The organism is Bacillus sp. AFS041924 (assembly GCF_002577195.1).
Classification (GTDB): domain Bacteria; phylum Bacillota; class Bacilli; order Bacillales; family Bacillaceae_G; genus Gottfriedia.
The window spans coordinates 70,490-96,952 of record NZ_NULG01000004.1; the positions used below are offsets into that span (position 1 = coordinate 70,490).

At 33.2% G+C, this 26,463-nt stretch carries 28 protein-coding genes; 19 read left to right on the forward strand and 9 right to left on the reverse strand.

Going from position 1 to position 26,463, the window contains the following annotated elements:
• The first annotated feature begins 86 nt into the window (after positions 1-86).
• Entirely contained in the window at positions 87-881 is a 795-nt protein-coding gene (locus tag COC46_RS01165; RefSeq protein ID WP_176545015.1) for a phosphotransferase family protein, read from the forward strand.
• 27 nt (positions 882-908) lie between these two features.
• Here COC46_RS01165 and COC46_RS01170 read toward each other — a convergent pair whose 3' ends face one another.
• Entirely contained in the window at positions 909-1,187 is a 279-nt protein-coding gene (locus COC46_RS01170) for a YtzH-like family protein (protein WP_098807940.1), read from the reverse strand.
• A gap of 154 nt (positions 1,188-1,341) precedes the next feature.
• Here COC46_RS01170 and trmB point away from each other — a divergent pair, with 154 nt between their 5' ends.
• On the forward strand, positions 1,342-1,983 hold the full coding sequence (trmB, locus tag COC46_RS01175; RefSeq protein ID WP_098807941.1) for a tRNA (guanosine(46)-N7)-methyltransferase TrmB: 642 nt from the start codon (positions 1,342-1,344) through the stop codon (positions 1,981-1,983).
• Between the two features lie 168 nt (positions 1,984-2,151).
• On the opposite strand, the gene COC46_RS01180 is transcribed toward trmB, so the two are convergent.
• The gene (locus COC46_RS01180) at positions 2,152-3,438 is read right to left on the reverse strand and encodes a glycosyltransferase family 2 protein (protein WP_098807942.1); all 1,287 of its coding nucleotides are present in this window, start codon (positions 3,436-3,438) and stop codon (positions 2,152-2,154) included.
• A gap of 356 nt (positions 3,439-3,794) precedes the next feature.
• On the opposite strand from COC46_RS01180, the gene COC46_RS01185 reads away from it, so the two are divergent.
• Positions 3,795-4,637: a YtnP family quorum-quenching lactonase gene (locus COC46_RS01185; protein ID WP_098807943.1), complete on the forward strand. Its 843-nt coding sequence runs from the start codon at positions 3,795-3,797 to the stop codon at positions 4,635-4,637.
• 14 nt (positions 4,638-4,651) lie between these two features.
• Here the strand turns inward: COC46_RS01185 and COC46_RS01190 are convergent, their stop codons facing one another.
• The gene (locus tag COC46_RS01190) at positions 4,652-4,963 is read right to left on the reverse strand and encodes a PepSY domain-containing protein (protein WP_098807944.1); all 312 of its coding nucleotides are present in this window, start codon (positions 4,961-4,963) and stop codon (positions 4,652-4,654) included.
• Positions 4,964-5,124: 161 nt separating this feature from the next.
• On the opposite strand from COC46_RS01190, the gene COC46_RS01195 reads away from it, so the two are divergent.
• The 9 genes from COC46_RS01195 to COC46_RS21860 all read left to right on the forward strand — a co-directional run bounded on the left by COC46_RS01195 (position 5,125) and on the right by COC46_RS21860 (position 15,272).
• Positions 5,125-6,195 (forward strand): M42 family metallopeptidase, encoded by a 1,071-nt coding sequence (locus tag COC46_RS01195; protein ID WP_098807945.1) that lies wholly within the window; start codon positions 5,125-5,127, stop codon positions 6,193-6,195.
• A gap of 118 nt (positions 6,196-6,313) precedes the next feature.
• Entirely contained in the window at positions 6,314-6,829 is a 516-nt protein-coding gene (locus tag COC46_RS01200; protein WP_098807946.1) for a DUF84 family protein, read from the forward strand.
• 71 nt (positions 6,830-6,900) lie between these two features.
• Positions 6,901-7,218, forward strand: a complete 318-nt coding sequence (locus tag COC46_RS01205) for a thioredoxin family protein (RefSeq protein ID WP_098119528.1) — start codon at positions 6,901-6,903, stop codon at positions 7,216-7,218.
• A gap of 17 nt (positions 7,219-7,235) precedes the next feature.
• Positions 7,236-8,033: a DUF1444 family protein gene (locus COC46_RS01210; protein ID WP_255294778.1), complete on the forward strand. Its 798-nt coding sequence runs from the start codon at positions 7,236-7,238 to the stop codon at positions 8,031-8,033.
• A 14-nt stretch (positions 8,034-8,047) separates the two neighbouring features.
• On the forward strand, positions 8,048-8,653 hold the full coding sequence (gene ytpR, locus COC46_RS01215) for a YtpR family tRNA-binding protein (protein WP_098807947.1): 606 nt from the start codon (positions 8,048-8,050) through the stop codon (positions 8,651-8,653).
• Positions 8,654-8,848: 195 nt separating this feature from the next.
• The gene (locus tag COC46_RS22495; RefSeq protein WP_098807948.1) at positions 8,849-12,160 is read left to right on the forward strand and encodes a DNA translocase FtsK; all 3,312 of its coding nucleotides are present in this window, start codon (positions 8,849-8,851) and stop codon (positions 12,158-12,160) included.
• Between the two features lie 90 nt (positions 12,161-12,250).
• Positions 12,251-13,366, forward strand: a complete 1,116-nt coding sequence (locus tag COC46_RS01225) for a nicotinate phosphoribosyltransferase (protein ID WP_098807949.1) — start codon at positions 12,251-12,253, stop codon at positions 13,364-13,366.
• 302 nt (positions 13,367-13,668) lie between these two features.
• The gene (gene murC, locus COC46_RS01230; protein WP_098807950.1) at positions 13,669-14,961 is read left to right on the forward strand and encodes a UDP-N-acetylmuramate--L-alanine ligase; all 1,293 of its coding nucleotides are present in this window, start codon (positions 13,669-13,671) and stop codon (positions 14,959-14,961) included.
• 155 nt (positions 14,962-15,116) lie between these two features.
• The gene (locus tag COC46_RS21860) at positions 15,117-15,272 is read left to right on the forward strand and encodes a helix-turn-helix transcriptional regulator (protein WP_176545016.1); all 156 of its coding nucleotides are present in this window, start codon (positions 15,117-15,119) and stop codon (positions 15,270-15,272) included.
• 96 nt (positions 15,273-15,368) lie between these two features.
• Here COC46_RS21860 and COC46_RS01235 read toward each other — a convergent pair whose 3' ends face one another.
• The gene (locus tag COC46_RS01235) at positions 15,369-16,142 is read right to left on the reverse strand and encodes an SDR family NAD(P)-dependent oxidoreductase (RefSeq protein ID WP_098807951.1); all 774 of its coding nucleotides are present in this window, start codon (positions 16,140-16,142) and stop codon (positions 15,369-15,371) included.
• A 131-nt stretch (positions 16,143-16,273) separates the two neighbouring features.
• Between COC46_RS01235 and COC46_RS01240 the strand changes: the two genes are divergently transcribed.
• The gene (locus COC46_RS01240) at positions 16,274-16,633 is read left to right on the forward strand and encodes a MerR family transcriptional regulator (RefSeq protein WP_098807952.1); all 360 of its coding nucleotides are present in this window, start codon (positions 16,274-16,276) and stop codon (positions 16,631-16,633) included.
• Between the two features lie 49 nt (positions 16,634-16,682).
• On the opposite strand, the gene COC46_RS22500 is transcribed toward COC46_RS01240, so the two are convergent.
• The 3 genes from COC46_RS22500 to COC46_RS01255 form a co-directional block, all read right to left on the reverse strand.
• Positions 16,683-17,120 carry a WGxxGxxG family protein gene (locus COC46_RS22500; RefSeq protein WP_098807953.1) on the reverse strand — a complete coding sequence of 146 codons (438 nt, stop codon included), beginning with the start codon at positions 17,118-17,120 and terminating at the stop codon, positions 16,683-16,685.
• A 70-nt stretch (positions 17,121-17,190) separates the two neighbouring features.
• On the reverse strand, positions 17,191-17,943 hold the full coding sequence (locus COC46_RS01250; protein WP_098807954.1) for a cytochrome c oxidase assembly protein: 753 nt from the start codon (positions 17,941-17,943) through the stop codon (positions 17,191-17,193).
• Positions 17,936-18,415: a DUF2243 domain-containing protein gene (locus COC46_RS01255; RefSeq protein ID WP_255294779.1), complete on the reverse strand. Its 480-nt coding sequence runs from the start codon at positions 18,413-18,415 to the stop codon at positions 17,936-17,938. The genes COC46_RS01250 and COC46_RS01255 overlap by 8 nt, the downstream gene beginning before the upstream one ends.
• A gap of 156 nt (positions 18,416-18,571) precedes the next feature.
• Here COC46_RS01255 and COC46_RS01260 point away from each other — a divergent pair, with 156 nt between their 5' ends.
• The 4 genes from COC46_RS01260 (at position 18,572) to ligD (COC46_RS01275) (ending at position 22,955) form a co-directional block, all read left to right on the forward strand.
• Positions 18,572-19,777, forward strand: a complete 1,206-nt coding sequence (locus COC46_RS01260; protein ID WP_098807956.1) for an MFS transporter — start codon at positions 18,572-18,574, stop codon at positions 19,775-19,777.
• Positions 19,778-19,905: 128 nt separating this feature from the next.
• A complete protein-coding gene (ku, locus tag COC46_RS01265) occupies positions 19,906-20,742 on the forward strand; it encodes a non-homologous end joining protein Ku (protein ID WP_098807957.1) in 837 nt (278 codons plus the stop codon).
• Positions 20,743-20,755: 13 nt separating this feature from the next.
• Positions 20,756-21,700 (forward strand): non-homologous end-joining DNA ligase, encoded by a 945-nt coding sequence (ligD, locus tag COC46_RS01270; RefSeq protein ID WP_098807958.1) that lies wholly within the window; start codon positions 20,756-20,758, stop codon positions 21,698-21,700.
• A gap of 10 nt (positions 21,701-21,710) precedes the next feature.
• On the forward strand, positions 21,711-22,955 hold the full coding sequence (gene ligD, locus COC46_RS01275) for a DNA ligase D (RefSeq protein ID WP_098807959.1): 1,245 nt from the start codon (positions 21,711-21,713) through the stop codon (positions 22,953-22,955).
• A 36-nt stretch (positions 22,956-22,991) separates the two neighbouring features.
• On the opposite strand, the gene COC46_RS01280 is transcribed toward ligD (COC46_RS01275), so the two are convergent.
• Together COC46_RS01280 and COC46_RS01285 are read right to left on the reverse strand one after the other, a co-directional pair.
• Positions 22,992-24,665 (reverse strand): ribonuclease J, encoded by a 1,674-nt coding sequence (locus COC46_RS01280; RefSeq protein WP_141550860.1) that lies wholly within the window; start codon positions 24,663-24,665, stop codon positions 22,992-22,994.
• Positions 24,666-24,818: 153 nt separating this feature from the next.
• The gene (locus COC46_RS01285) at positions 24,819-25,025 is read right to left on the reverse strand and encodes a hypothetical protein (RefSeq protein ID WP_098807960.1); all 207 of its coding nucleotides are present in this window, start codon (positions 25,023-25,025) and stop codon (positions 24,819-24,821) included.
• A 189-nt stretch (positions 25,026-25,214) separates the two neighbouring features.
• Between COC46_RS01285 and COC46_RS01290 the strand changes: the two genes are divergently transcribed.
• Both COC46_RS01290 and COC46_RS01295 read left to right on the forward strand, forming a co-directional pair.
• A complete protein-coding gene (locus tag COC46_RS01290) occupies positions 25,215-25,838 on the forward strand; it encodes a HEAT repeat domain-containing protein (protein WP_098807961.1) in 624 nt (207 codons plus the stop codon).
• 30 nt (positions 25,839-25,868) lie between these two features.
• A complete protein-coding gene (locus COC46_RS01295) occupies positions 25,869-26,369 on the forward strand; it encodes a dockerin type I domain-containing protein (protein ID WP_098807962.1) in 501 nt (166 codons plus the stop codon).
• Positions 26,370-26,463 lie beyond the last annotated feature (94 nt).

A 26,463-nucleotide genomic window follows, 5' to 3' on the forward strand; every position in this document is an offset into this window, starting at 1 on the left:
GTAATAGGCTATCTTTCTTTTTGTAATAAAATATATTTAAAATACAAACATATAAAACATATATAACAACAAGGAACGGAAGAACAATGGATAATCATATACAAGAAATACTGGGAAAAGAATGGACAATCTCGCCAGCCGGTGGTTTTACTGGTGAAGCGTATATAGCTGAAAATAATGATAAGAGATTATTTCTAAAAAGAAATTCTTCTCCTTTTTTAGCAGTGCTATCAGCAGCTGGTTTTGTTCCAAAATTAGTTTGGACTAGAAGACTAGAAAATGGTGATGTACTTACTGCTCAAGAGTGGGTGATCGCACGAAGTTTAGAACCTGCTGAGCTGTCTGTGAAAGGGGTTGCGCAGTTTTTATATCGTATCCATTCTTCCAAAGAATTGTTATATATGTTAACAAAGCTAGGCATTAATCCGCTAGAACCTCAGGATTTACTTCAAACAATTGTAGGTAATCTAACTGAGGAGTATACCCAAAGCCAGATTATTGTAAAAGGTATTGAATATTTAGAAGAAAACATGCCATCCTTCGATCCAGAGGATTTAGTTGTTTGTCATAGTGATTTAAATCATCATAATTGGTTACTTACTGAGGCAAATAATTTATATTTAATTGATTGGGATGAGGCAATCATTGCTGATAAAGCATTTGATTTAGGAATGTTTTTGTTTACCTATGTAGAACAGAATGATTGGGGAAAATGGCTTCGGAATTATGGGATAAAATTGACTGAAGAACTATTGAATAGAATGACTTGGTATGTAGTCGCTCAAACAATCATTTGGATAAAATGGTATACTTTACGTGAAAATGAAAAGCAGACTCAAAAGATGGAGAGCCTGCTTGAGAAGATATTAAATTTTAAATAAAAATTTCCTCGGAAATTGTCATATAGATTAAGAATAAGTATTGAAATCAGTTACCCATTGAGATAGTTGATTTTGGTGATTCGTTATGTGCTGATCTAAATCAGATGAATACTTTCCAGACTGACTGTAATAATAAACATCATTTAACATGCTTTTTACATCATCTGTTATTTGATCGTTTGTTAATAAGGATTGAACAAGTCTTTCTAATTGTTCACATTCTGATATGGTTCCACAACAGTCAGATTGATGATTCATTAAAATATCACGTAAAATTGTTAACTGATGCTCATGGTTTAAAGGCATAAATTCACATCCTTTTTTTATTAGTACACTTGAAATAGTCTGTGTTACACGAAATGATTTTATACTATACCTAAATAACCGAGTGCCTTTTTAGTGCTTGGTTTTTTGTTTGAGAACGATACAAAATGCAAAACTAGAGAGGGAGAAAAAACTTATGAGATTAAGACATAAGCCGGGTGCGGCAGATCAAGTGAAAGAAAATGCTCATTACGTAATACCAAATCCAACTGAACAAAAAGGAAGTTGGAAAGACGTTTTCCAAAATGACCAACCTATTCATATTGAAGTTGGTACTGGTAGAGGTCGTTTTATGGTAGGTATGGCGAAAGCTAATCCTCATATTAACTATATTGGCATCGAGAAATATACAAGTGTAATTTCTGATGCGTTAGATAAATTAATTGAAGCTGATGTTCCTAATTTAAAGCTGTTAAATGTAGATGCTCAAAATTTAACGGATTTCTTTGAGGACGGGGAAATTGACCGAGTATATTTAAACTTCTCTGATCCATGGCCAAAGGTACGTCATGAAAAACGTCGATTAACATCAAAAACTTTTTTAAATATGTATCAACAAATTTTAAAAAATGATGGAGAAATTCATTTTAAAACAGATAATCAAGGTTTATTTGAGTATTCAATTATGAGTATGGCAAACTATGGAATGACAATGCATTTCTTAAGTTTAGACCTTCATCATAGTGATTTTGAAGGAAATATTATGACTGAATACGAAGAAAAGTTTTCTTCAAAAGGAAATCGCATTTACCGCGTTGAAGCTGCTTTTAGAATGTAAATGTAGAGATAAGGAAAAGCAGGATGAAGGAAAANNTTTTCCTTCATCCTGCTTTTTTCTTTTTTATTATGCTTGGTTAAAGTGAAAGAATATTGGAAAATAATTGTCCTCAAAATTAGTATAGTATCTTCCATTTTGTCTCTTTAGAAGTCAATTCTCAGTCAATAGCTATAATGCTCTTTGTACACTTGAAGTTTTTTCAATTTGTTTAGATTTCACTATTCGTTCCTTGTTAACTTTATAAATTCCACTGAATACAGCGTATACTTTTACTAGATTCAATAACGGTCCATATATTAAGGAAAAGATAGGAATTAACCATAAATTCGAAATCACTTGTTTATTTTTGGCGACAGGGATACAGATTAGTATAGCAAAAGCATCCAGTAAAACATGTATCAAAGTTATAGTAATAAAAGTCTCAGTTAGGTTTACTGTGATACCTGAAAGCACAGAGACCACTGAAGCAATAACCCTTATGATTAATGAGACAAAAGATTGAAAGGATAAGTAGATCTTTAAAGGTAATCCAATAAAACCCATCAATCCAAATTTGCCATATTCCCTGTTGAAAAGTCCTTTTTTATGTTGATATGCGCAAACCATACCAATATATGTCCACCAAGTTCGCTGTTTGAATAGCTGCTTGGCATTATTTGGTGTATCAGTATAGACAACTGCATCATTAATGAATTGTACACATCCGATACGGTGCATCTTCAGTGTCAGATCCATATCTTCACTGACATGAATGTTGTCTTCATATCCTCCAACTGCTAGAAATGCTTCTTTACAAAAAGCCTGCATAGCACCAGAAGCACAAACTAAGGTTTGTAAAAGTTGTTGGGCTTTACGGTCTACTTCCATTGCGAGGAAATATTCAATTGTTTGCAGGCGTGTTAAAATATTTTCTTTGTCGTTTTCTGATCCTACATTGCATCCACATAAAACGGCTTGTTTTTGAATGATAGGTAGAACCATTTTTTTTAAAACATTAGGTTCACCCAGTTGAGTATCAGCATCTAAACGAAGGATGATAGGAAAGGTCGCTTTTCCAATCCCGAAATTCAATGCATAACTAATGGGATTTACGCGTGTTCCATCATATTTGAAACGAGATATGGTAAGTGAATATGGTTTAATTTGATAGAATTTTTCAGCTAACTTTTGCACCACATCAAATGTACGATCCGTAGAATTATTTTCTACTACGATAATTTGAACTGCACAGGACATCACTTGATTTAAAACACTTCGTATTGTTTCCTCTATAGTCTCCTCTTCATTATGGCATGGAATGACAACACTAACTCCTTCTCCATGATCAAACGATAAGTGGTCTTCTTTTTTTTTATCTAATAGTCCCAAAATAAGTACCAATATAGGTCGAACAAAATACCACACAATAAAAAATCCTAATGAAAAATATAAAAGGAATTGTTCCAACATTTTCATGTCTCTCACTCCTTACTAAATAAAACCTCAGAAGGAATCTTATCATGGATCTACAAGCATAAAAATTTCGGGTTTATGTATGCCCTATGAAGTAACCCTTAAAGTTTCATATAAGTATCCAATATGTCCAGTAAGTGGGAATTTCCATTAAACAAAATAGCATAGAAGTAATGAGTTAAAATGAATAAATTTATGTAAGAAAAAAAGAGAGATTTTACAATTCTTATTAAAGAAACATATGAATTCCCTGCCATCATGCGTTTTCTATCATATCCTAAAACCTGATCATTAAATATTCTGCATATTTGAAAAAGTGGTATAATATTTAAGTCTAGTAAAAAAGAAGGGGGATACGTATGGAACAATTAAAAATTGGTACTTGTACAATTCAGTGGCTTACTGGAGGAAATACCCAATTAGATGGTGGAGCAATGTTTGGAGTTGTTCCAAAAGCGCTTTGGTCAAAAAAATATATTGTTAATGAGAAAAACCAAATTCCATTGCGTACTGATCCAGTATTTATTCAAACAAATGGTTTAAATATTATCATTGATAGTGGTATTGGTGTTAATAAATTAAATGAGCAACAAAAAAGAAATTTTGGTGTAACTGAGGATTCTACAATTGAAGATTCATTAGCGAAGCACGGATTAAAATTAGACGATATCGACTATGTCATTATGACACATTTGCATTTCGATCATGCAAGTGGATTAACGCAGTTTGAGAATGGAGAATTTAAACCGGTTTTTTCTAATGCCAAGATCATTACTTCTCAAATTGAATGGGATGAAATGAGAAAACCGAATATCCGTTCAAGTAATACATATTGGAAAGAAAATTGGGAAGCGATTGGGCATCAAGTAATATTATTTGAAAATGAATATTCTCTAACAGATGAAATAACGATTATCCATACTGGTGGACATAGCGATGGACACAGCATTATTAAAATTGAAACTGCAGATGAATTATTATTGCATATGGGTGATTTAATGCCTACACATGCTCATCAATCACCTCTATGGGTTATGGCATATGACGATTATCCAATGACATCTATTTATGCAAAAGAAAAATGGGTTAATTTTGGTTTGCAAAAAAATTCTTGGTTTACGTTTTACCATGATGATGTGTATAGAGCAATAAAATGGAGCGCAGATGGACATGTATTACAGTCAATCGAACGCTCCAAATAATTTACTGATTGTTTCTAAACAATTTGAGCAGAAATTAGCTCGCCATTTACAGCATTAATGATGAATGAATAGTTTGTGGTATCATTATCTGATTCTACAACTGTAAAACCACCTTCATAAACATCACCTTCATAATCAGGTAAGTCTGCCCACTTTGGTTCTGAATGAATCCAAGTTCCAATTACATTACCATATGAAAGAAATACTGGTTTAATTGTTTTTAATGCTTTTTCTGCTGGAATATATTGTGAAGATAATTTTTTTTGTAAATATAGACCACCAGCAACACCTAAACCTAAGCCGATTAGGACGCGTTTAAGTTTCATTTGTACCACCTCTATTTATGTATTATGCGCTTTTAAAAAATATTCTACTACTTATCTTAGTCAAATAGGGTAAACATTTCAACGTTTAGCATTGGTATTATCTGTATTTTTTAGATAAAATAAAAAAAGAAGTTATGTTTTGTACAGAGAGGAACGAAAATATGAATCAAGATACTCTACAACTTTTTAAATTTTTAACAGAATTACAAGGTGCAGCAGGATTTGAACATGAAGTACGTCACTTTATGAGAAAAGAACTTGAGAAATATACGAATGAAATTGTGCAAGATCGCTTAGGAAGTATTTTTGGAGTGAAACGTGGAGCTGAAGATGGCCCTACTGTTATGGTAGCAGGTCATATGGATGAAGTTGGATTCATGGTTACTCAAATTACAGAAAACGGTATGCTAAGATTTCAACCACTAGGTGGTTGGTGGAGCCAAGTATTACTTGCTCAAAGAGTACAAGTTATGACAGAACAAGGACCAGTTATTGGTGTAATTGGTTCAATTCCACCGCATTTATTAAGCGATGAGTTAAGAGCTAGACCAATGGATATAAAAAATATGTTGATTGATATTGGTGCAGATAACAAAGAAGACGCTTTAAAGATTGGAATTCGTCCAGGTCAACAAATTGTACCTGTATGTCCTTTCACGCCTATGGCTAATGAGAAAAAAATTATGGCAAAAGCCTGGGATAACCGTTACGGTTGTGGACTTGCAATTGAATTATTAAAAGAAGTTCAAAACGATACATTGCCAAATATTTTATACTCAGGTGCTACTGTTCAAGAAGAAGTTGGATTAAGAGGGGCACAAACAGCTGCAAACATGATTAAACCGGATATCTTTTACGCACTTGATGCTAGTCCTGCAAATGATATGTCAGGTTCAAAATCCGAGTTTGGTCAATTAGGTAAAGGTGTTTTATTACGAATTTTAGACCGTACGATGGTTACACATAAAGGTATACGTGAGTTTATTTTAGATACTGCTGAAACGAATAAAATACCATACCAATACTTTGTTTCACAAGGTGGAACAGATGCAGGTCGAGTACATGTATCAAATGATGGGGTACCTTCTGCAGTAATTGGTATTTGCTCTCGTTACATTCACACAGCAGCTTCAATTATTCATGTTGATGATTATTTAGCTGCAAAGGAATTACTTGTAAAGCTAGTTAAAGCGACTGATAAAACTACTGTTGAAACATTACGTAATTATTAAGATAGGAAGCCTCGAAAAAAAGGGGCTTTTTTTCTATTTGAGCAATAATCGATTAGCAAAAAATGAATCAGGCGATACTCATTAAGAGAGTGAATTTCAAATGAACGGAGTAGTAATAATGAACTTAACGATTGGGTCTCTAAATCCTACTAAGGTAGGGGCAGTGAAGAATGTATTTAAACATTTTTCAGTTTTAGGGCTAGATGTTCCATCAAATGTTTCAAATCAACCTTTGACTGATCAAGAAACAATGCATGGTGCAATAAATAGAGCGCATAACGCTCGAATGGCAGGTGAATCCGAAATAGGTATTGGATTAGAAGGTGGCGTCATTATCGAAAACGATCTTCTTTTCCTCTGTAACTGGGGTGCACTTGTATATGAGAATGAAGTAATTTTAGCAAGCGGAGCAAAAATTTTATTGCCTAGCGAATTTATTAATGATTTACAAAATGGAACTGAGCTTGCGGTGTTAATGGAACGATATACGAATGAAAAAGATATACGTAGTAAAGAAGGAGCAGTTGGAATTTTCACTAACGGCCGAATAAGTAGAACACAAATTTTTGAACATATTTGCGAGCTACTCTTTGGCCAATTTGAATTCAAGAAATTAAGGGGAAAAAACAATTAAAAGCCGTCCATTTTTCATATCGATGAAAATAAGATAAAATAAAAGAAAACGAATCAAGCGAGGGAAAAAGAATGGAAAAAATAACTTCTGTTGAACAATTTGAACAAGCGAAACAGGGAGAAAAAGTAGTCTTCCAATTTTCAGCGAATTGGTGTCCTGACTGTAGATTTTTAGATATGTTCTTTCAAGAAATAATCGATGAAAATAAAGATTTTACGTTTTATTATGTTGACCGTGATCAATTTATTGAAGTATGCCAAAACCTAGATATTTTTGGAATACCAAGCTTTGTAGCATTCAATAAGGGCGAAGAAATTGGCCGATATGTAAATAAAGATCGTAAAACAAAGGAACAAGTAGAAGAATTTCTTGAAGGATTAAGAGGTTAATAAGGTAGGTAAAACAATTGGCTAAAAAAACAACGCTAGACATAAAAAAAATGATAGAAAATCGCCTTGGAAATAAAGAGTGGCGATTTATCTATGACCGTGAAAAAGAAGACCTTCGAATTGAAGGGATAGAAAGTAATAAAGGTATGAGTGTCTCTTTAAACAGTGCCGTAGCAAAGTATGAAGCAGACGGTGAAGAGGCATTTAATGAATTAATTTATTATATAAAAGAAGCACTTTCTGCTATGCACTCTGAATCCGTCTTCCTTGAAGAGCAAATTCGCCCTGTTATTCGAGCTACTTCATTCCCAACTGAAAAGGAAGAAGGAAACTTATTTGTAACGAATGAGCATACTGCAGAAACAAGAATCTACTATGCTATTGATTCGGAAAAAACGTATCAATTAATCGATGAAAAGTTATTAACTAAATCAGGTTTTACAAAAGAACAGCTTCATTCTATTGCTATGTTTAACTTAAGAAAGATGACTGTTCAAGTTAAAGAAGATGTTGTTGCAGATAATATTTTTTATTTTGTCCGTACAAATGATGGATATGATGCGAGTAGGGTATTAAACAGTACTTTTATTAAAGAAATTCAATCAAAAATAAAAGGCGAACTATTATTAGGAATTCCTCACGGGGATGTACTAATCCTTGCTGACATTCGAAATAACATAGGTTATGATATAATGGCGCAAATGAATATGAGTTTCTTTGCAAGTGGGAAAGTACCGATTACATCATTGTCATTTGCTTATGAAAATGACAAGCTAATGCCGGTATTTATTTTAGGGAAACAAAAGAAGCAATAGAGAGGAAGAAATCAGTGAATATTTTTTATAACAAAGAAGGAATTGGCGATACTCTTTTAATTACATTAAAACAAATTCCATCAGAAGATCGTCAAGTTGAACGAAAAGGGAATATTGCACGTGTATATAGTGTAGTGACAAATGAAACTGTTGCTATTAACGTGTTTGAAGCATCTACATATGTAGATGTTCAAGAAAATGGTGTCGTTACGGTTACTGAGCACATTGTTAATACAATTAATGAATTACTTGCAAAAGAAGGGTTTGAAGATTCATTAGTATTAGACCTTTCACCTAAATTTGTCATTGGATATGTTACCGAAAAAGAAAAACATCCAAATGCAGATAAGTTAAACATTTGTAAAGTAGATGTTGGAACGGAAACATTACAAATTGTTTGTGGCGCACCAAATGTTGAGCAAGGACAAAAAGTTGTCGTTGCAAAAGTTGGTGCAGTAATGCCATCGGGCTTAGTCATTAAAGATGCTAACTTACGTGGAGTTGACTCATTTGGAATGATTTGTTCTGCACGTGAGCTTGATTTACCTGATGCTCCTCAAGAAAAAGGAATCTTAGTATTAGAAGCTGATGCTGAAGTTGGTAAAGCTTTTTTTAACTAAATAATATGAACAAATTCATGCTAGGCCATTAATTGGTACTAGCTTTTTTTATTTTTGTGGCGTTTGTCAACAGTCTGACATGTTTGATATCGAAATATGTTTGATATAGCGCAATTTGTAATAATAATGTGTTTTTTGTCATTATGTCACATGGTAAAATAAAATGTACGAATAGAAATAGAGAGAGTGAGAAAAATGAAAAATTGGTTAAAAAGCCTTTTTAAGGCAAATAGCCTTAAAGAGATTGAAGAAGAGTATGAAGAAACTCCCGTTGAAGAGAAAGTATATCAATCACACTCTATCGAAAAAAAGAGAAACGCTATTCTTGAGCGTCCAAAGTTTAGATTTCCAATTGAATTAGATGAAGAATTACCAAAGTCAAAGACGATCGTGGAAACTAAAGATGAACCAGTTGTTCAACAAGTAAAACATGATGATTTTTGGGGGAAATCACCAAATAAAATAAATAAAGAATATAAACAACCTACATATAACCAGAGTAATATTTTTCGAAGCAGTGATTTTCAAAGTAATAATTTAGAAAGCAGTAAAATCCAAAGTAATAATTTTCAAACCAGTAAGTTTCAAAGTAACCAGTATGATCGAAGTAATTTATCTACTCGACTAGAGAAAAATGAAATTACCAATAATGAGGAAGATACAACAAAAGTAGAAAAAGAAGAAAAGGTCGATATTGTATTTCGTCCAAAAAGAAAAACACCATTTCGACCGAGTGAATATATTTCACCAATTTATGGTTATCAAAAACCTCAAACAAAAGAAGAGCAAGATACTGTAAATGAAACTTCTCCAATTATTGAAGAAAATGTTCAAACAAATAACGTATTTGATAGTTTAAATAAGTATGATGCAATCGATGAATCATCTATTGTAAGTTTCCATGATCGAAAACTAGAAACTTTAAATCTAGTTGAAAAAGAAGAGATTCAAATTGAATTAGAAGATGAAGTGAAAGCTGAAGAAGAACAACTAGAAGCTTCTCAAATTGAAGTGAAAGATGAAGTGAAGAATGAAGAGGAGCAACCTGAAGCTTCTCAAATTGAAGTAAAAGATGAAGTGAAGAATGAAGAGGAGCAACCAGAGGCTTCTCAAATTGAAGAAGTAGAAGAAGTGAAAACAGAAGAAGAGCAACCAGAAGCTCCTCAAAATGAACTAGAAGATGAAGTGAAGTATGAAGAGGAACAACCTGAAACTACTCAAATTGTGGTAGAAGATGAAATCAAATCGGAAGTAGTCCAAATTGATGATGATGAAACTAATGGAAACTACATTAATGAAATCATTCAAGATACAAAAGAGCATGCAATTGAATCTGAAATAAATGAAGACTCAAAAGTAGTTTTAAAAGAGCACAAAGAAGAATCGGTACAGCATGAAACTTTAACCGTACAATCGAATGTAGAGGAAACTGTTGAACGGAATAAAGATTCTGTTACAAATTCAAACGATAAATTAAAGTCTGAAAATGAAACTAATAAAGAGGAAGTTGAGCATAAGCCGGTTGAGAAACGTCAGAAAAAACGCCATTTTCCTTTTAATGTGATGATGCTTCGTAGTGATGTAGAGGCTTCGAGAAAAGCAAATATTATGAGACAGCTACGTGAATTGCAAAAAGAGTCTGCTGCAACAATTGAAAAGGTAAGTGAAGAAGTTGATTCGAAATCGAATAAGCAGCTTATGGAGAATGCTAGTTCAGTAGAACAAAATGAGGTTTTATCTTCAGAAAATAAAGTTCAATCAACTGAAGTAATCGAACCTAATGATGAAGATACACCTAAAAAGACTCAGGTTCAACCAGTTTATGAAACTGAAAGAAGTGAAGCCAAAACGACCATTACTTGTGCATCTGTAAATCAAGGGCATGAAGGTTCATCAGAACAAAGTGAAGTTATATCTTTAGAAAATAAAGTTCACTTAACTGAGGTAATCGAAATTACTCCAAAAGAAGTTCAAGTTCAGCCAGTTCTCGAAACTGAAAGAAGTGAAACAGAAACGAACATAACTGAAGCGACTGTAAAGATTGAAGTAAATGAAGGTACAGTAGATGAAGTGGTAACGATTCCACCAGTATTATATGAGTTGCCAGAGTTAGATTTATTAGTTGAGCCTCCTGTTGAGGAATTTAGTGACGGCGACTGGGTTGAAGGGCAAAAGCAGTTACTTCAAGAAACATTGCATAATTTTAATGTTGGTGCGAGAGTAATTGCTGCAACTCAAGGTCCAACGGTAACTCGTTTCGAAGTTCAGCCAGATCCAGGGGTAAAAGTAAATAAAATAACGAACTTACAAGATGATATTAAATTAAGTTTAGCAGCTAGAGATATTCGAATTGAAGCACCAATTCCTGGTAGAAGTGCAATTGGAATAGAGGTGCCGAATAAAGAGAGCAAGCCTGTGTATTTAAGAGAATTAGTTAGTCAGGAAAAGTTTTTACAAAGTGAGTCACCTTTAACTGTTGCTCTTGGTTTAGATATTGGTGGAGATCCTGTTTATGCAGATATTGCAAAAATGCCACATGGACTAATTGCAGGTGCAACAGGATCAGGAAAGAGCGTATGTATTAATTCAATTTTAGTTAGCATTTTATATAAAGCGAAGCCTCATGAAGTGAAATTAATTTTAATAGATCCTAAGATGGTTGAGCTTGCACCTTATAATCATATTCCGCATCTTATTTCACCAGTAATTACGGACGCTCGGGCTGCAACTGCTGCGCTGAAGTGGGCTTGTGATGAAATGGATCGACGTTATGATTTATTTGCTCACGCTGGGGCAAGAGATATTAAACGATTCAATGATTTAGCGAAGAAAAAAGGTGCTTATAACGACGAGTTGCCTTACTTAGTCATTATTATCGATGAGTTAGCAGATTTAATGATGGTATCGCCTGGAGATGTTGAAACTTATATTTGTCGTATTGCTCAAAAAGCACGAGCGTGTGGAATCCATTTATTAGTTGCAACTCAAAGACCATCAGTTGATGTCATTACAGGTATTATTAAATCAAATATACCGACACGTATTGCGTTTACAGTATCTTCACAAGTAGATTCTAGAACAATAATTGATATTGGCGGAGCTGAGAAGTTACTTGGACGAGGAGATATGTTATTCTTAGATAATGGAAAATCTCAAGCAATTCGATTACAAGGAGTTTATGTATCAGATGATGAAATCGAACATGTTGTAGAGATTGTTAAAGATCAACAAAAACCGAATTACTTATTTAACCAAGAAGAACTTGTAGCAAAAGCGGACGCACAGGATGTTGATGATGAACTTTTTGAAGAAGCAGTAGAGTTTGTTATTGATCAAAAGGGTGCTTCAGTTTCAATGCTACAACGACGTTTTCGAATTGGATACAACCGTGCAGCTAGATTAGTTGACCTAATGTTTGATCACGGTATTGTATCAAATCAAAATGGAAGTAAACCACGAGATGTACTTATTACATTAGAGGAATTTCGTTCTTTAGTGATAAATTAGAAAGTCGGTAAAAATGAAGTAACGAATGTTAATGTTTTTTTAACCCATACTAGAAAAAAAGAGAACGATATAATCAGCAGGTGAAGATTCATGGAAAAAGAATTAGATTTAAAATTACAAGGTAAAATAAGCCGATTAACGAACCAAACATTTAAATTTGACGAGAGAATCGGTGAAGGCTGGTTTTCAGCTGTATACTTTTTAAAAACTAGAGAAATCATTCGAAAAAAGAAACCAGATACTGAAGTAACAATGCAATTTTTCCAAAGAGAAAGTGCAGTACTATGTGGAACGGATGAAGCAATAGCTATTTTACAAACTTTTGCAGATAATCCAGAAAATCTTATTGTTCACTCATTAAAGGATGGCGATATGATTGAACCATTTGAGACTGTATTAACGATAAAAGGTAAATATGCTGATTTTGGTTACTTAGAGGGAATAATCGATGGGATATTAGCAAGACGTACATCTGTTGCTACTAATGTATATAATGTTAAACATTCTGCAAAATCGGCAGGCATTAAAAAGCCTATTATTTTCATGGGAGATCGTGATGATCATTTCACGACTCAAGCAGGTGACGGTTATGCAGCATTTATTGGTGGTGCAACTGCACAAGCAACTCATGCAATGAATGAGTGGTGGGGCAATGAAGGTATGGGGACAATGCCTCATGCGCTAATTCAAATGTATAATGGTGATATTGTGGAAGCTGCGCGTGCTTATACAGAGGTCTATCCACATGATGATTTAATTGTCTTAGTAGATTATAATAATGATGTCATAAATGATGCTTTAAAAGTCGCACGTGAGTTTGGTAGTAAATTAAAGGCTGTACGTGTAGATACTTCGAAAACAATGATTGATCAGTATTTTATAGGTAATCCAGAATTGTTAGGAAGTTTCGATCCAAGGGGTGTTAATCCTCCATTAATTTTCGCTTTACGACATGCACTTGATGAAGAAGGGTATCATCATGTACAAATTGTAGTAAGCGGTGGATTTACAGTAGAAAGAATCTTGGCATTCGAGAAACAAGGTGTTCCTGTGGATTTATATGGTGTAGGTGGAAGCTTATTAAAGGTTAATGTAGGCTTCACAGGTGATAATGTTGAGTTAAATGGTGTGCAGCAAGCAAAAGCTGGAAGAAAGCTTCGTGAAAATCCCCGACTAGAAAGAGTAGAAATGAGCTCTAGAGTATAAGTGGATTAAAAAATTAATCTTAGATTGATAGTATTTAAAATATAGACAAATGATATAAAAATTTAGTTTTCCATCTATTTCCTCAATGGGCTACTTAAAATAAATAGTCCTATGAGTGTTAAAGTGATATAATACTAATTGCGTAAAAATTTAAGTTAGTTATCATTTGAAAAATAACTAGACTCGGCAAAGTAACAACGCATCAAATTTATAAAATATTGATGCCATTTCTTTTATTCACACATATACTGTCTAAGAGATAGGCCGTTGTATTAGTGATCGATTTTGGAGGTTCTTTTAATATGACAGTTTACCATTTTGTAGGAATTAAAGGTACTGGAATGAGTGCTTTAGCACAAATATTACATGATTCTGGTTTGACCGTTCAGGGATCAGATTATGAAAAGCACTTTTTCACTGAAAATGAATTACGAAAAAAAAATATTACGATTTTACCATTTGATAAAGCTAATATTAAAGATGGCCAGTTTGTAATAGCAGGTAATGCATTTCCTGATACACATGAAGAAATTGCGGCTGCTATTGAAAAAGGAATTCCGATGGCACGCTATCATAAATTCCTAGGGGAATATATGAATAAATTTACTAGCGTTGCAATCACTGGAGCACATGGTAAAACCTCTACTACAGGTTTACTTGCCCATGTAGTTTCTGGTGCGCGTCCAACTTCTTTTCTAATTGGAGATGGTACTGGTAAAGGTGAAAAGGATAGTGAGTACTTCGTATTTGAAGCTTGTGAATACCGTCGTCACTTTCTTTCATACTTTCCAGACTATTGCATCATGACGAATATTGATTTTGATCATCCAGATTATTATAAAAGTGTAGATGATGTATTCGATGCTTTCCAACAAATGGCTGATCAAGTGAAGAAAGGTATTATTGCATGTGGAGATGATGAACATCTTCAACGTATTTATGCAAAAGTACCTGTAATGTATTATGGATTTAACGAGGACAATGATTTCCAAGCTCGTAATATTGAAAAGCATACAAATGGTACAACATTTGATGTATTCGTCCGTAATACGTATTACGCTACATTTGATATTACAGGATATGGTGATCATAGTATTTTAAATGCTTTAGCAGTAATTGCGCTTTGCCATTACGAAGAAATCGATGTTGATATTATTAAAGCAAGATTATTAACATATGGTGGGGTTAAACGTCGTTTCAGTGAAAAACGCTTCGGAGATCAAGTGTTAATTGATGACTATGCTCATCACCCAACTGAAATACAAGCTACAATCCAAGCAGCTCGTCAAAAATATCCTGATCGTGAAATCGTAGCAGTGTTCCAACCACATACATTTACACGCACAAGTAAGTTTTTAGATGAATTTGCTGGTACATTAGAAAAAGCTGATAAAGTTTATTTATGTGATATTTTTGGTTCTGCCAGAGAAGATAAAGGGACTTTAACAATTGAAGACCTTTCTTGCAAAATTGAAGGTGCGGAACTATTAACTGATGACAATATCAGCAATTTACAAAATCACAAAAACAGCGTACTAATTTTTATGGGTGCTGGGGATATTCAAAAATACCAAGCAGTTTACGAAAAACTATAAAAACTTATAAAGCCCGTTTATGAGAGACCATAGACGGGTTTTTTGTTTTTTTAGATATCAAATAATGACCAAATTACAAAAAAATTCTAACTTACAAATATACTAACAATCACTCAATTAAGACACTCAAAAAAGTTAAAAAAGGAGAATTTATGATGAATCGAAATGCTACTCAAATTTGTTACTATTTAACGATGCAAGAGATTGCCAACCGAATAGGATTTCATGATTCCAATTACTTTAGTCGAATCTTTAAAAATACAAAAAAAGTAGCCCTACCGAATATAGGGCTACTAAGTATCCACATTTAAATGTTGTATTAGAACAAATAGGGCAGGATTAACTCCTGCTCTTTTAAGTAAGGCTATATTGTGAGCGTTACGAGAAGCTTGAAGATGCCTTTATTCTTAATTCTCTCTTTCTAATCTTACAGCATAAGGGTAAAGTGGATCTAATAATTGGAATTCATAAGTTATTCCATCAACTTTACCTACAACCTTTTCGCTGTCATAAAGGTCAAGCATGAAACCAGCCATTTCTTTTGCAGTATGATATTTTGGTAGTACGCCTTCAAATTTGATGTTTTCTTCTAAATCATATGACACTTTTGCAAATTCTGTTTCAGTTGCAGCTGGAGCTAATACTTTGACTTGCATTTTTGCACCTTTTTCTTTTAATTCATGAGCAAGACCTTCTGTAAAAGCACTAACATAGAATTTAGTTGCACAATAAGTTACCGCATTTCCTATAATTGTATATCCTCCGCCAGAGGAAACGTTGATTACTTGTGTCCCTTCAACTGTTGAATAGTCTCGTACATATAGTGAAGTTAAAATCGTTAAAGCCTCAATATTTAAGTTAAGCATACTTTCAATCTTAGTTAAATTTTGTTCCCCAACTGAAGCGAAATTACCGAAGCCTGCATTATTAATCCAAGTTTCAATCTCATATGCTTTAAGCCCTTCATATAAATCATAAGCATTTTTAATGACAGATAAATCTGTAGTTTTAATCACTACATCAAGATCAGCATTCAATTTTGCGATTTCCGATTTTAATTTCTCAAGTTCTTCCGTTCTACGAGCGATGATAATTAAATTTTTTCCACGTGCTGCAAACGCAAGAGCTGATTCATAACCAATTCCTGAACTTGCCCCTGTAATAACAGTATATTTTGTCATCTAAATTCCTCCTACAAATTTGGTTTATACTAAAATAATATTAATTGTGTAACCGTTACGGATTCATTATACTGGTTAGAGTAAACTCTAAGTCAAACTGTTTTTTACTTTGACTAAAACAGGAGGAACTTATGTATTCAATCGGCGAAGTCGCTCACATGCTAGGTATTAGCACTCATACTTTACGTTATTATGAAAAAGAAAATATCATTCTTCCAGATCGAAATGCAAATGGTGAGAGAATCTATTCTGACTCACATGTTCAGTGGTTAAGATTTGTACTAAAGTTAAAAGAAACACAAATGCCAGTAGGTAAGATTAAGGAGTATGCACATTTATATACTGAAGGTGAGCATACATCATTAGCTAGATTAGAACTATTAGTTAAACATAAACAGTCCATTGAAAATCAGATAAGAACGTTAGTAGAAACGAATAAAATGTTAGAGCAAAAAATTAGTTCTTATAAAGAAATAATTCGCAGCAAGTAAAACGAATAAAACAAATAACCTTATTGGAAATCCAATAAGGTTGTTTGTTTTATTCAACTCTTTCTTTTCTTCTTAGACCAGCAAATCCTAATAAACCAAGAAGTCCCAGCCATCCATAATTAAAATCATTATCATCAGTATCAGTTGTATTTAAAGTATTCGTAACAGGTGTAGGTGTAGTATTAACATTTCGGCGATAATAATTTCCATCATTATTTACCCCATTGTTATTTAACATATCATTTGTTGCATTTTTTATATTATTTTTTGTGTCATAATAGCCTTCTTTAACCGCGTTTTTTGTATCATTAATTACATGATTTGGATCATAAAAATCATTGTCAAAATCGCGATTAATCGGTTTATTATTATGTTCATAGCTTGATTCTAACTGCGTAGAGTCAGAGCCTGTTGTAGCAGCGTTTACGTTTGTTGAAATGGCTAATGTTAAAGAAAAAGCACATAAAGTTACATAAATTTTGTTCATTTTTTACCTCCTCCTATTAAACATTATTGTGTTCATCTTAGGAGGGATTATTTGTGGCAAAAAAGTCCATCTAATTAAAAGCTCTACTTCGATTAGAAGCTGTTGAATTATACCAGTTAAAGCAAAGTACAGTTATAATAACTAAATCAATGAAGTCCCCTCCATAATACATTAGAACGGCACCCTGTTGTACATCGCTGATTGTAAAATTGTCTAAAGTATTTGAAAAAAGAAGCTTTGATAAAATATCATGACCTGCAATTGCAATAATCATAATGAATGAGCGAAACAAATAACTGTATTTATGGGAGAATGGTTCAATTGCAATAATTGAAATCGTAAAAACATATCCTGCTAAAAATAAATGGATATGGACTAAAATGAACAATAATTTGTTTTCGTGAAACAAGTTAAATACTTCGGTTGTATAAAGGAGCCACAGTCCACCAATATTTAAAAACAATGTACTAATAGGGTGTGATACTAGTCGAACGGGAGTACTTCTTAAAAAGTTAGATACACGCCGAGCATGTTGAGTTTTTATCGAAATTAGTAATAATGAAATTGGTCTAGCTAAAGCTATGAATAAAGGTGCAAGCATACCTAGTAACAAATGCATAATCATATGAAAAACAAATAGATGATGACTTAATTTTGCAATTGGTCCAATAATAGAAATTAATATACAAAGCATTCCAGAAATCCATAATACTGAACGTGATTTGGGCCATGACGTTTTCTTGTGATTCGCTGCCGCAAATAAATAACCAACGATTAAAAATAGTATTGTCAAAATAATGAATAGTTTTATTAAATTATCCATCAATATGATCACTTCTATTTCGGGTCTTAATCATTAGAATGTAACCTATTAAAATCATAATGGAAGCAGTTATATTCCATGTTAAGTCGTAAGGAAGTTGATCAACATTGTATCTGATTTGATGAAGTCTCATCAGTTTATGCTGAACTGTACCATCATAAAGTTGAAAAATTCCTGCTCCAAGAAATAATCCCCCGATCCACCTTTTAAAATAAAGTGATTTCTTTCTCCTTATATTCGCAAACATAAATAAAGAACCAATCGTTGCAAACCAACTAAAAGCATGAAATAGTCCATCAGAAATAAGTCCAATACTTGTAGTAGACTTATCGTAAAAATGATGCCAATGAAGAAGTTGATGAAAAACTGTCTCGTCAAAAAATGCCACCAACCCTAGGCCGAATAATACGCCAGACCATAAATTCAAGCGAGAGTAAATTCCTGATGTTAATGTCTTTTCTGCAGTAGTCAAAAATATGTTCCCTCTTTCTAAGTGGTATATTTTTCATTTTGCCCTTACAATTACTTATCAAATCGTAATTAGTAAAAATTACATTTAAGTCAATAACGTTTCTTTGGGAAAAATGTAGATTGTGATTGTATTTAGCTTCTTAATTTCGGAGGTATTATGAATAAAAAACAAAAATGGAGTTTATGGGCTCTATCTATCGTACCTCTAGTAATGACTTTAGGTAATTCAATGTTGATTCCCGTACTACCAATACTAGAACAACAACTAAATATTTCAGGCCTTAAAGTTTCAATGATTATTACTGTTTATTCTATTTTTGCAATTATTTTAATTCCTATAGCAGGTTATTTGTCGGATTTATTTGGACGAAAAAAGGTCATTATTCCAAGTCTAATAATCGCTGGAATTGGCGGGACTATTGCAGGTTTGGTATGTTGGAAATCAGAAAATCCATACATTTGGTTGATTATTGGGAGAGCCATTCAGGGGATTGGTTCAGCAGGGGCAATGCCTGTCGTGATTCCTTGTGTGGGGGACATGTTTAAGGATGAAAAAATTGTTAGTAAGGGATTAGATTTGGTCGAGACATCGAATACTTTTGGAAAAGTGCTCAGTCCCATACTTGGCTCTGCATTAGCAATGGTCATCTGGTTTTTGCCATTTTTAACGATCCCATTACTTTGCTTGATTTCAATTATATTGATTTTACTGTTTGTTAAACCTCCGAAACAACAACAAAGGTCACAGAAAAAAAAGAAAAAATTAAAAGTGTTTATTAGATCAATTCGAAAAATATTTCGAAATAATGGTAAATGGCTTTATACAATCTTTATTTTAGGTGCCATTATTATGTTTATTTTATTTGGTATGCTTTTTTATCTCTCTTCCATATTAGAGAAACGTTATCAAATTATCGGTATTGGGAAGGGGTGCGTGTTAGCAATTCCGCTTGCTGCATTATCATACACATCCTATAAGACAGGTAAAAAAATCGGTAATCAAAAAAGTGCAATGAAACATTGTATTGTTATTGGATTTATATTAGTAAGCCTATCATTTGTAATGCCAATTTTTATGAAAAATATTTATGTGATTATAGCTAGTTTATTGATTAGTGGTATTGGATTCGGGTTGTCTTTACCAAGTTTAGATGCATTAGTAACAGAAGGGATTGAAAAAGAAGAAAGAGGGACAATTACTTCAATCTATAGCTCGTTACGATTTGTCGGAGTTGCTTCTGGGCCTCCTACTTTTGCATTTTTAATGAAAAAACCAGACAATTATATGTTCTATCTTTCAATGCTACTAGCAGTAATAGGTCTTTTTTTGACGATTAAATTTATTAAACCGAAAGAAAGCTAAAGCTTGTTTTAACCCTCTCTTCTATGTTAAAAAAGGGAGGTTTCTTATTTGAAGGTAAGGGAATTAGTTGAATTAATCCCTTTCTTTTAACAAAAGCTATTTGTAAAAATGATAAAGGTAGTGAAAGTATGCATACAGTTTGGAAGGGAACAATCAGTATGGGATTAGTAACAATTCCTGTTAAATTATTTTCTGCAGTAGAAGATAAGGATATTAAGTTTCGTCAATATCATAAGGATTGTAAAACACCGATTTCTTATAAAAAAGTGGCAAGTTGTGACGAAGAAGTAACCCAGGAAGAAATTATTAAAGTTTTTGAAACACCGAATGGTCGGGTAGTAGAGATAACTGAAGAGGAAATTAATAAATTAAAAGAAGAATTTGAACTGAAAACTGTATCAATAATTGACTTTGTTAAGCTTGCAGAAATTGATCCTGTATATTTCGATAAAACATATTATATTGGTCCAGATTCTGGTGGGACAAAGGCATATGCGTTGCTTTCAGAAATTTTAAAGAAAAGTAAAAAAATCGGTCTTGCAAAAATTACGATTCGAAGCAAACAGCATTTAGCTGCTATTCGACCTTATAAAAATGCAATTATACTTGAAACTTTACATTTTCCAGATGAGATTAGGTCAATCGAAAGCTTACCTGGAGGTGTTCCGGAAAAAGCTGGATTGGCAGAGCGCGAGTTACAGGCGGGAATGATGCTAGTTGAACAATTAACAACAACTTTTAGTCCGGAAAACTATACTGATACATATCGTACGGCGTTAGAGCAATTAATCGCTGAAAAAGTAAATAAAAATGATTATATCGCAACAGGACAAGAGCAACCAGCGGAACAAAAAAATGTTGTTGATTTAATGTCAGCATTACAAGCAAGTATTGATCGAACAAAGGGACAGGCAACCCCACCGAAAAAGCCTAAGACAAAAGCGCCCAAAAAAGCAACGAGTTAAATAGGAGGCAGCAATGGAGCTAAATCCAATTTTTCCTTTTGAACCAATTGCCTCTAATTCCGTTCCAGCAGGTCCCAAATGGATATCACAAATAAAATGGGATGGAGTAAGGATCTTAACATATTTTGATGGGAAAGAAGTTAAATTATTTAATCGTAAATTAAATGATCGTACAGTCATATTTCCAGAACTAACTAATCTAACATCTTATACTGCTGCTCAGTCAATCATTTTAGATGGGGAAGTTATTGCTTTAGATCAAAATGGCAATCCATCTTTTCATGAGGTGATGCGTAGAGATGGAATTCGACGCATGGACAGAATTGATTCAGCGATTGAAGCTGTACCAATCTTCTATATGATATTTGATATTCTTTTTTACAATGGTGAATGGGTTACTGATTTGCCTTTAAAAGAAAGACAGGAGCTATTATCAGAAGCAATTGAACCAAACAAGCACATACAAGTAGTTCCAAGCAATACAGATGGAGTTGCACTATTTGAAGTTGCGAAACAACATGGTTTAGAAGGAATTGTATGTAAAAAACTTACTAGTAAATACTTTATTAATGGCAAAAACGATGCATGGCAAAAAGTGAAGAATTATAAGGATATTATAGCGATCATCGGTGGCGTAACGTATCGCTCTGGTGTTGTTAACTCAGTTTTAGTAGGGCTATATAATGAAAAGAATGAGTTCGTTTATATTGGACATGTCGGAACAGGGAAATTAACGAACTCAGATTGGAAGGACCTTACAGCAGTAATTGAAACAATTAAAATTGAAAAGAATCCTTTTAGCAATCAGCCAAAAAGAATAAAGGACATTCAGTGGATCCAACCGTTGCTAACTGTTAAAGTTCAGTTCATCGAATGGACTGAAGGTCATTCATTAAGACAACCAAGTATCCAAGCATTTGTTGATAAAGATCCTAAAGAATGTACTTTTTTAGATTAGAGGGCATGAAATGAATAGTTACCTATTTACGAAACGAGATCGAAATTATAAAGGTCTTTTCTTTATTTTAGGATTTCATTTAAAGCTTGAGAAATTCTTAGTAGGGATAATAAAAGGAAATGATATTGTCCATATTGGTTCTTTCTCAAAAGGAATTAGTGAGGATGAAAAGAGCATTTTGATCCAAGCAATAGAAGCTAATAAAAAAAGTATGGATGATAATCTAATCACTGTCGAACCTGGGATTTGTATTGAATTGGAGTTTCAAATTATTGTAAATGCCCAATTAAAAAATGTAAAATTTTTATCTTTTCAACTACAGCAAGTATGGAAAGAATGTACTTGGGATGGACTGCTGTTGAATAATCTTTCTTTAGAGCAAGAACTAACACTTACAAGTCCAGAAAAAGTAATTTGGAAAAGTCCGTATATAAATAAAGAAAGCTATTTATCTTATTTAGCTCAAATAGCTACTTATATGCTCCCATTTCTCAAAAATCGTTTATTAACAACGATTCGTTTTCCTAATGGAATAGAAGGTGAGTCTTTTTTTCAAAAAAATTGTCCAGATTATGCTCCAAATTTTATTAAAACAAAAGAACTAGAAGGGAACCATTTTATTATTTGTAATGATTTATCAACATTGCTATGGTTAGGAAATCAATTGGCCATTGAATACCATATTCCATTTCAAACATATGAAGCAGAGAATCCGATTGAAATCGTATTTGATTTAGATCCACCTAATACAGAAGCTTTTTCATTAGCTATAAAAGCCGCTTTGGAATTGAAAATAATCTTTGACTCTTTTCAAATAAAAAGCTATCCAAAAGTTTCAGGAAGTAAGGGGATTCAAATCCATATTCCGATTAAAGAAAATTCGCTAACCTATGATGATACAAGAGTATTTACATCATTTATTGCACATTATTTAATTGAGAAATTTCCAGATGATTTTACAATAGAAAGGTTAAAAAAAAATCGAGGGAATCGTCTTTATATTGATTATGTACAGCATGCAAAAGGAAAAACAATTATATGCCCATATTCAACAAGGGGAAAGGAGAAACCAACAGTTGCAACTCCTCTTATTTGGGCTGAGGTAAATGATGAATTAAAAATTGAAACGTTTACAATCCCATTTGTCTTAAATCGGTTAGAAAATAGTTCTTGTCCAATGGATGACTATTTTGAACAAGATAATATTTCTTTAGTGAATTTAATTTCTACCATTAAAGAAAGCCAATCAAAGTAAAAACTCCCTAATTATAGTGAATAGGGAGTTTTTGTATTAAATCTCAATAATAATTGGTAAGATCATCGGCTTTCTCTTTGTTTTCGTAAATAAAAATTGTCCAAGAGACTTTTTAATATTTTGCTTCATGACACCCCACTGGAGTTTGTTTTCATCAAGTAATTCATTTATGGATGATGTGACGATTTGATTTACTTCCTTAAGTAGACTCTCAGAGTCTCGAGCGTAAACAAAACCTCTTGAGATTGTATCGGGACCAGAGATAATCTTTCTTTCCATTTTATTAATGGTAATAACGATTACAAGCATGCCATCTTCAGCAAGCTGTTTTCGATCTCTTAGGACGATATTGCCGACATCACCAATACCCATTCCATCTACATAAATATTTCCTGATGGAATTCTTCGGCTTTGAATTGCTTCTGATTGAAGTATATCCACCACATCTCCGTTTTTAATAATAAATATATTTTTTCTTTCTACCCCAACAGATTCAGCAAGAGAACCATGGTGATGAAGCATTCTATACTCACCGTGTATTGGAATAAAGTATTTTGGCTTCATTAATGTAAGCATGAGCTTTAGCTCCTCTTGATAGGCATGTCCAGAAACATGCATTCCAGTTGAGCTTCCTGATCCATAGATAACATTTGCTCCGAGATTGTAAAAATTATCGATAATTCGAGAAACACTTCTCTCATTACCTGGTATTGGTGAAGCAGCTAAAATGACAGTATCTCCAGGATAAACATCAACGCCTCTAAAGCTAGAACTAGCTAATCGAGCAAGCGCTGCAAGAGGTTCTCCCTGACTACCTGTACATAGAATAGTAATGGACTCCGGTGCAAAGTTATTAATTTCATCAGTATCAATCAGCATACCTTCTGGAACTGATAAGTAACCTTGCTCCATCGCAACTTGAACAACATTAACCATGCTTCGACCAAGTAGGGCTAACTTTCGATTAGTCATAATCGATGCGTCAACGATTTGCTGCACACGATGGACGTTAGAAGCAAATGTTGAAATAATGATCCGCTGTTTAGCTTTCATAAAGGCATCTACAATATGCTCCCCAACTATACGTTCAGATGGTGTAGAGCCTGGCCGTTCCGCGTTGGTACTCTCAGATAAAAGTAGCAAAACACCTTTACTACCTATTTCAGCCATTTTATGAATATCTGGATATTGATTATTAACAGGAGTTAAATCAAATTTAAAATCCCCAGTATGTACTACAGTTCCTTCAGGTGTTTCAAATACGATGCCTAAGCAATCGGGTATACTGTGATTTGTTTTAAAAAACGAAATCGAAAAATGTTCAAATTTAATGACCGAATCAGAGTCTATTAAAATTAGTTCAGTTTCTCCTAATAGTCCATGCTCCTTTAATTTTAGCTCAATTAATCCAAGCGTTAATTTCGAGGCATAGATTGGGATATTTAATTGCTTCAAAAGATAGGGAATTCCACCGATATGATCTTCATGACCGTGCGTAACAAATAAGCCTTTAATCTTTTCTTGATTTTCTTTTAGATAGGTAATATCTGGAATAATTAAATCAACGCCTAATAAGCTCTCGTCCGGAAATTTCGAACCACAGTCGATTAGAATGATTTCTTTTAAGTATTGAATGGCATACATATTTTTTCCGATTTCATTAATACCGCCTAATGCGAAGACCGATAGCATACTTTTTGTTGGACTCAAAATCCTATTCCTCCTAGTACATTGAAAGTATTAATATGTTTCCTTTAGAAATTCCCATATATTTCTTAGTATGTACGTAAGAGCTAAAATCATTCAAACGATGATTTGGAGAATAAAAAAGAGCCGGTTCACAAAACCGCGCTCATTTTTGTATTACTCTTCGAAATAATTTTTAAAAGGTTTTTTAGGTGTATGAGTTTCGTTTCGATAGTAAGGATTATCTTCAGTCGAATCTTTAGGATCTAAATTCGTTTTAATCACCAATGTTGGACCTGTTGTACCATGCTCAGCAATTATCCGATCATTTAATTCATTAAAATCAGGAAGTTTTTTATTCCCTGGTTGTAATGGTTCCGCCATATTACCACCTCCTGACAATAGGATGGTTTCTTAAAAAGAAATTATGTATGTAGGTTAGAATTGATTTGGTCATAAAAAAATGATAGGAATTAAATAAGTATTTTAGAAGTGTACTGGCTTTTGGCAATGCACATACTGATTAACATACTAATTAAAGACAGATTTCAACTTGAAAGGTGGAACTTTTGAATGTCAGTAATAGAGAAATTAGCAAGTTCTTTAGACCGAAGAGATGAGGAGCCTAATATCGAATTAGCAGTTCAAGTTGCGGATCAACTTGATGAAGATGCCGTAAAAGAGCTGATCGAAAATCTTAGTAACAAAAATAAAAGCATCCAGAATGATTGTATAAAAGTTTTATATGAAATCGGTGATCGTAAACCTTCTTTATTAACTGATTATCCGAATGAATTTTTTTCACTTTTAAACAGTAAAAATAATAGACTTCAATGGGGGGCAATGACCGCAATAAACAGTATGACAAATGATGTCCCTGAAATAATATTTTCTAAAATAGAAAAAATCATAGATGCTGGTAATAAAGGTTCAGTTATTACGAAAGATCAAGTTATAAATATCCTTATTAAACTATGTTCTATTAAGACATACTATAAAGAGGCATTTAAGTTACTTATTGATCAATTAGTTAAAAGTCCAACAAACCAGCTACCGATGTATGCGGAAAGATCAATGGCTATTATTAATGAAGAAAATAAACAGTTATTTATTGAGACACTTACTTCAAGGTTGGATGATATTGAAAAAGAGACGAAACGTAAACGAGTCGAGAAGGTCATTAAAAAGATTGGTTAAAGTATTATAAAATCAATTTAAAGTGATTGAATGTGGCGTTCTTCTCCATATGGTTTTACAACTAGATTACCGGTTACAGATAAGCCATTTACATTATCAATTGACGTACCAGGACATTTCAAATTTAAGAAAGACTTTACTGTTGGATTGAAAGAAGACGGTAAAGTGACAGCGGGTTCTAAACCAGTAGATTATAACTATATCCCTGGTGGAGATACTAATAAAGATAATGTTATTGAAGTGAAAGATGCACTGTACATCCAAACATATTGGGAAACGAATAAACGCGATGCAGATATCAACTATGATGGTGTAGTTGATGAGAAAGACATGCAGTATGTAATTAATAACTATTTTATGCAAAATCCATGGTATGACAATTCACCTAAGGCAGTTAAGAAATATAAAGGTGAAACTTTAGAGGATGTTTTAACATCTTGGTCTAGAGTAATAGGATATAAGTTACCGATATTTAATCGGAGACGATCTATGATCGTTACCGATTTTTTGGTTTATGCCCAAATAGAATAACTCTTGCCTTACTATATAGTTTTTATAAGTTGGCACACAATCAACCATTATCTCATAATACTACGATAAAGGCTTTTTTATCGGGCTGGTGGTT

Excerpts from the sequence above, each read along its gene's own strand:
- COC46_RS01165 (WP_176545015.1), top strand. The coding sequence starts at position 87 with ATGGATAATCATATACAAGAAATACTGGGAAAAGAATGGACAATCTCG.
- COC46_RS01170 (WP_098807940.1), bottom strand. The coding sequence starts at position 1,187 with ATGCCTTTAAACCATGAGCATCAGTTAACAATTTTACGTGATATTTTA.
- trmB (WP_098807941.1), top strand. The coding sequence starts at position 1,342 with ATGAGATTAAGACATAAGCCGGGTGCGGCAGATCAAGTGAAAGAAAAT.
- COC46_RS01180 (WP_098807942.1), bottom strand. The coding sequence starts at position 3,438 with ATGAAAATGTTGGAACAATTCCTTTTATATTTTTCATTAGGATTTTTT.
- COC46_RS01185 (WP_098807943.1), top strand. The coding sequence starts at position 3,795 with ATGGAACAATTAAAAATTGGTACTTGTACAATTCAGTGGCTTACTGGA.
- COC46_RS01190 (WP_098807944.1), bottom strand. The coding sequence starts at position 4,963 with ATGAAACTTAAACGCGTCCTAATCGGCTTAGGTTTAGGTGTTGCTGGT.
- COC46_RS01195 (WP_098807945.1), top strand. The coding sequence starts at position 5,125 with ATGAATCAAGATACTCTACAACTTTTTAAATTTTTAACAGAATTACAA.
- COC46_RS01200 (WP_098807946.1), top strand. The coding sequence starts at position 6,314 with ATGAACTTAACGATTGGGTCTCTAAATCCTACTAAGGTAGGGGCAGTG.
- COC46_RS01205 (WP_098119528.1), top strand. The coding sequence starts at position 6,901 with ATGGAAAAAATAACTTCTGTTGAACAATTTGAACAAGCGAAACAGGGA.
- COC46_RS22495 (WP_098807948.1), top strand. The coding sequence starts at position 8,849 with ATGAAAAATTGGTTAAAAAGCCTTTTTAAGGCAAATAGCCTTAAAGAG.
- COC46_RS01225 (WP_098807949.1), top strand. The coding sequence starts at position 12,251 with ATGGAAAAAGAATTAGATTTAAAATTACAAGGTAAAATAAGCCGATTA.
- murC (WP_098807950.1), top strand. The coding sequence starts at position 13,669 with ATGACAGTTTACCATTTTGTAGGAATTAAAGGTACTGGAATGAGTGCT.
- COC46_RS21860 (WP_176545016.1), top strand. The coding sequence starts at position 15,117 with ATGAATCGAAATGCTACTCAAATTTGTTACTATTTAACGATGCAAGAG.
- COC46_RS01235 (WP_098807951.1), bottom strand. The coding sequence starts at position 16,142 with ATGACAAAATATACTGTTATTACAGGGGCAAGTTCAGGAATTGGTTAT.
- COC46_RS01240 (WP_098807952.1), top strand. The coding sequence starts at position 16,274 with ATGTATTCAATCGGCGAAGTCGCTCACATGCTAGGTATTAGCACTCAT.
- COC46_RS22500 (WP_098807953.1), bottom strand. The coding sequence starts at position 17,120 with ATGAACAAAATTTATGTAACTTTATGTGCTTTTTCTTTAACATTAGCC.
- COC46_RS01250 (WP_098807954.1), bottom strand. The coding sequence starts at position 17,943 with ATGGATAATTTAATAAAACTATTCATTATTTTGACAATACTATTTTTA.
- COC46_RS01260 (WP_098807956.1), top strand. The coding sequence starts at position 18,572 with ATGAATAAAAAACAAAAATGGAGTTTATGGGCTCTATCTATCGTACCT.
- ku (WP_098807957.1), top strand. The coding sequence starts at position 19,906 with ATGCATACAGTTTGGAAGGGAACAATCAGTATGGGATTAGTAACAATT.
- ligD (WP_098807958.1), top strand. The coding sequence starts at position 20,756 with ATGGAGCTAAATCCAATTTTTCCTTTTGAACCAATTGCCTCTAATTCC.
- ligD (WP_098807959.1), top strand. The coding sequence starts at position 21,711 with ATGAATAGTTACCTATTTACGAAACGAGATCGAAATTATAAAGGTCTT.
- COC46_RS01285 (WP_098807960.1), bottom strand. The coding sequence starts at position 25,025 with ATGGCGGAACCATTACAACCAGGGAATAAAAAACTTCCTGATTTTAAT.
- COC46_RS01290 (WP_098807961.1), top strand. The coding sequence starts at position 25,215 with ATGTCAGTAATAGAGAAATTAGCAAGTTCTTTAGACCGAAGAGATGAG.
- COC46_RS01295 (WP_098807962.1), top strand. The coding sequence starts at position 25,869 with ATGTGGCGTTCTTCTCCATATGGTTTTACAACTAGATTACCGGTTACA.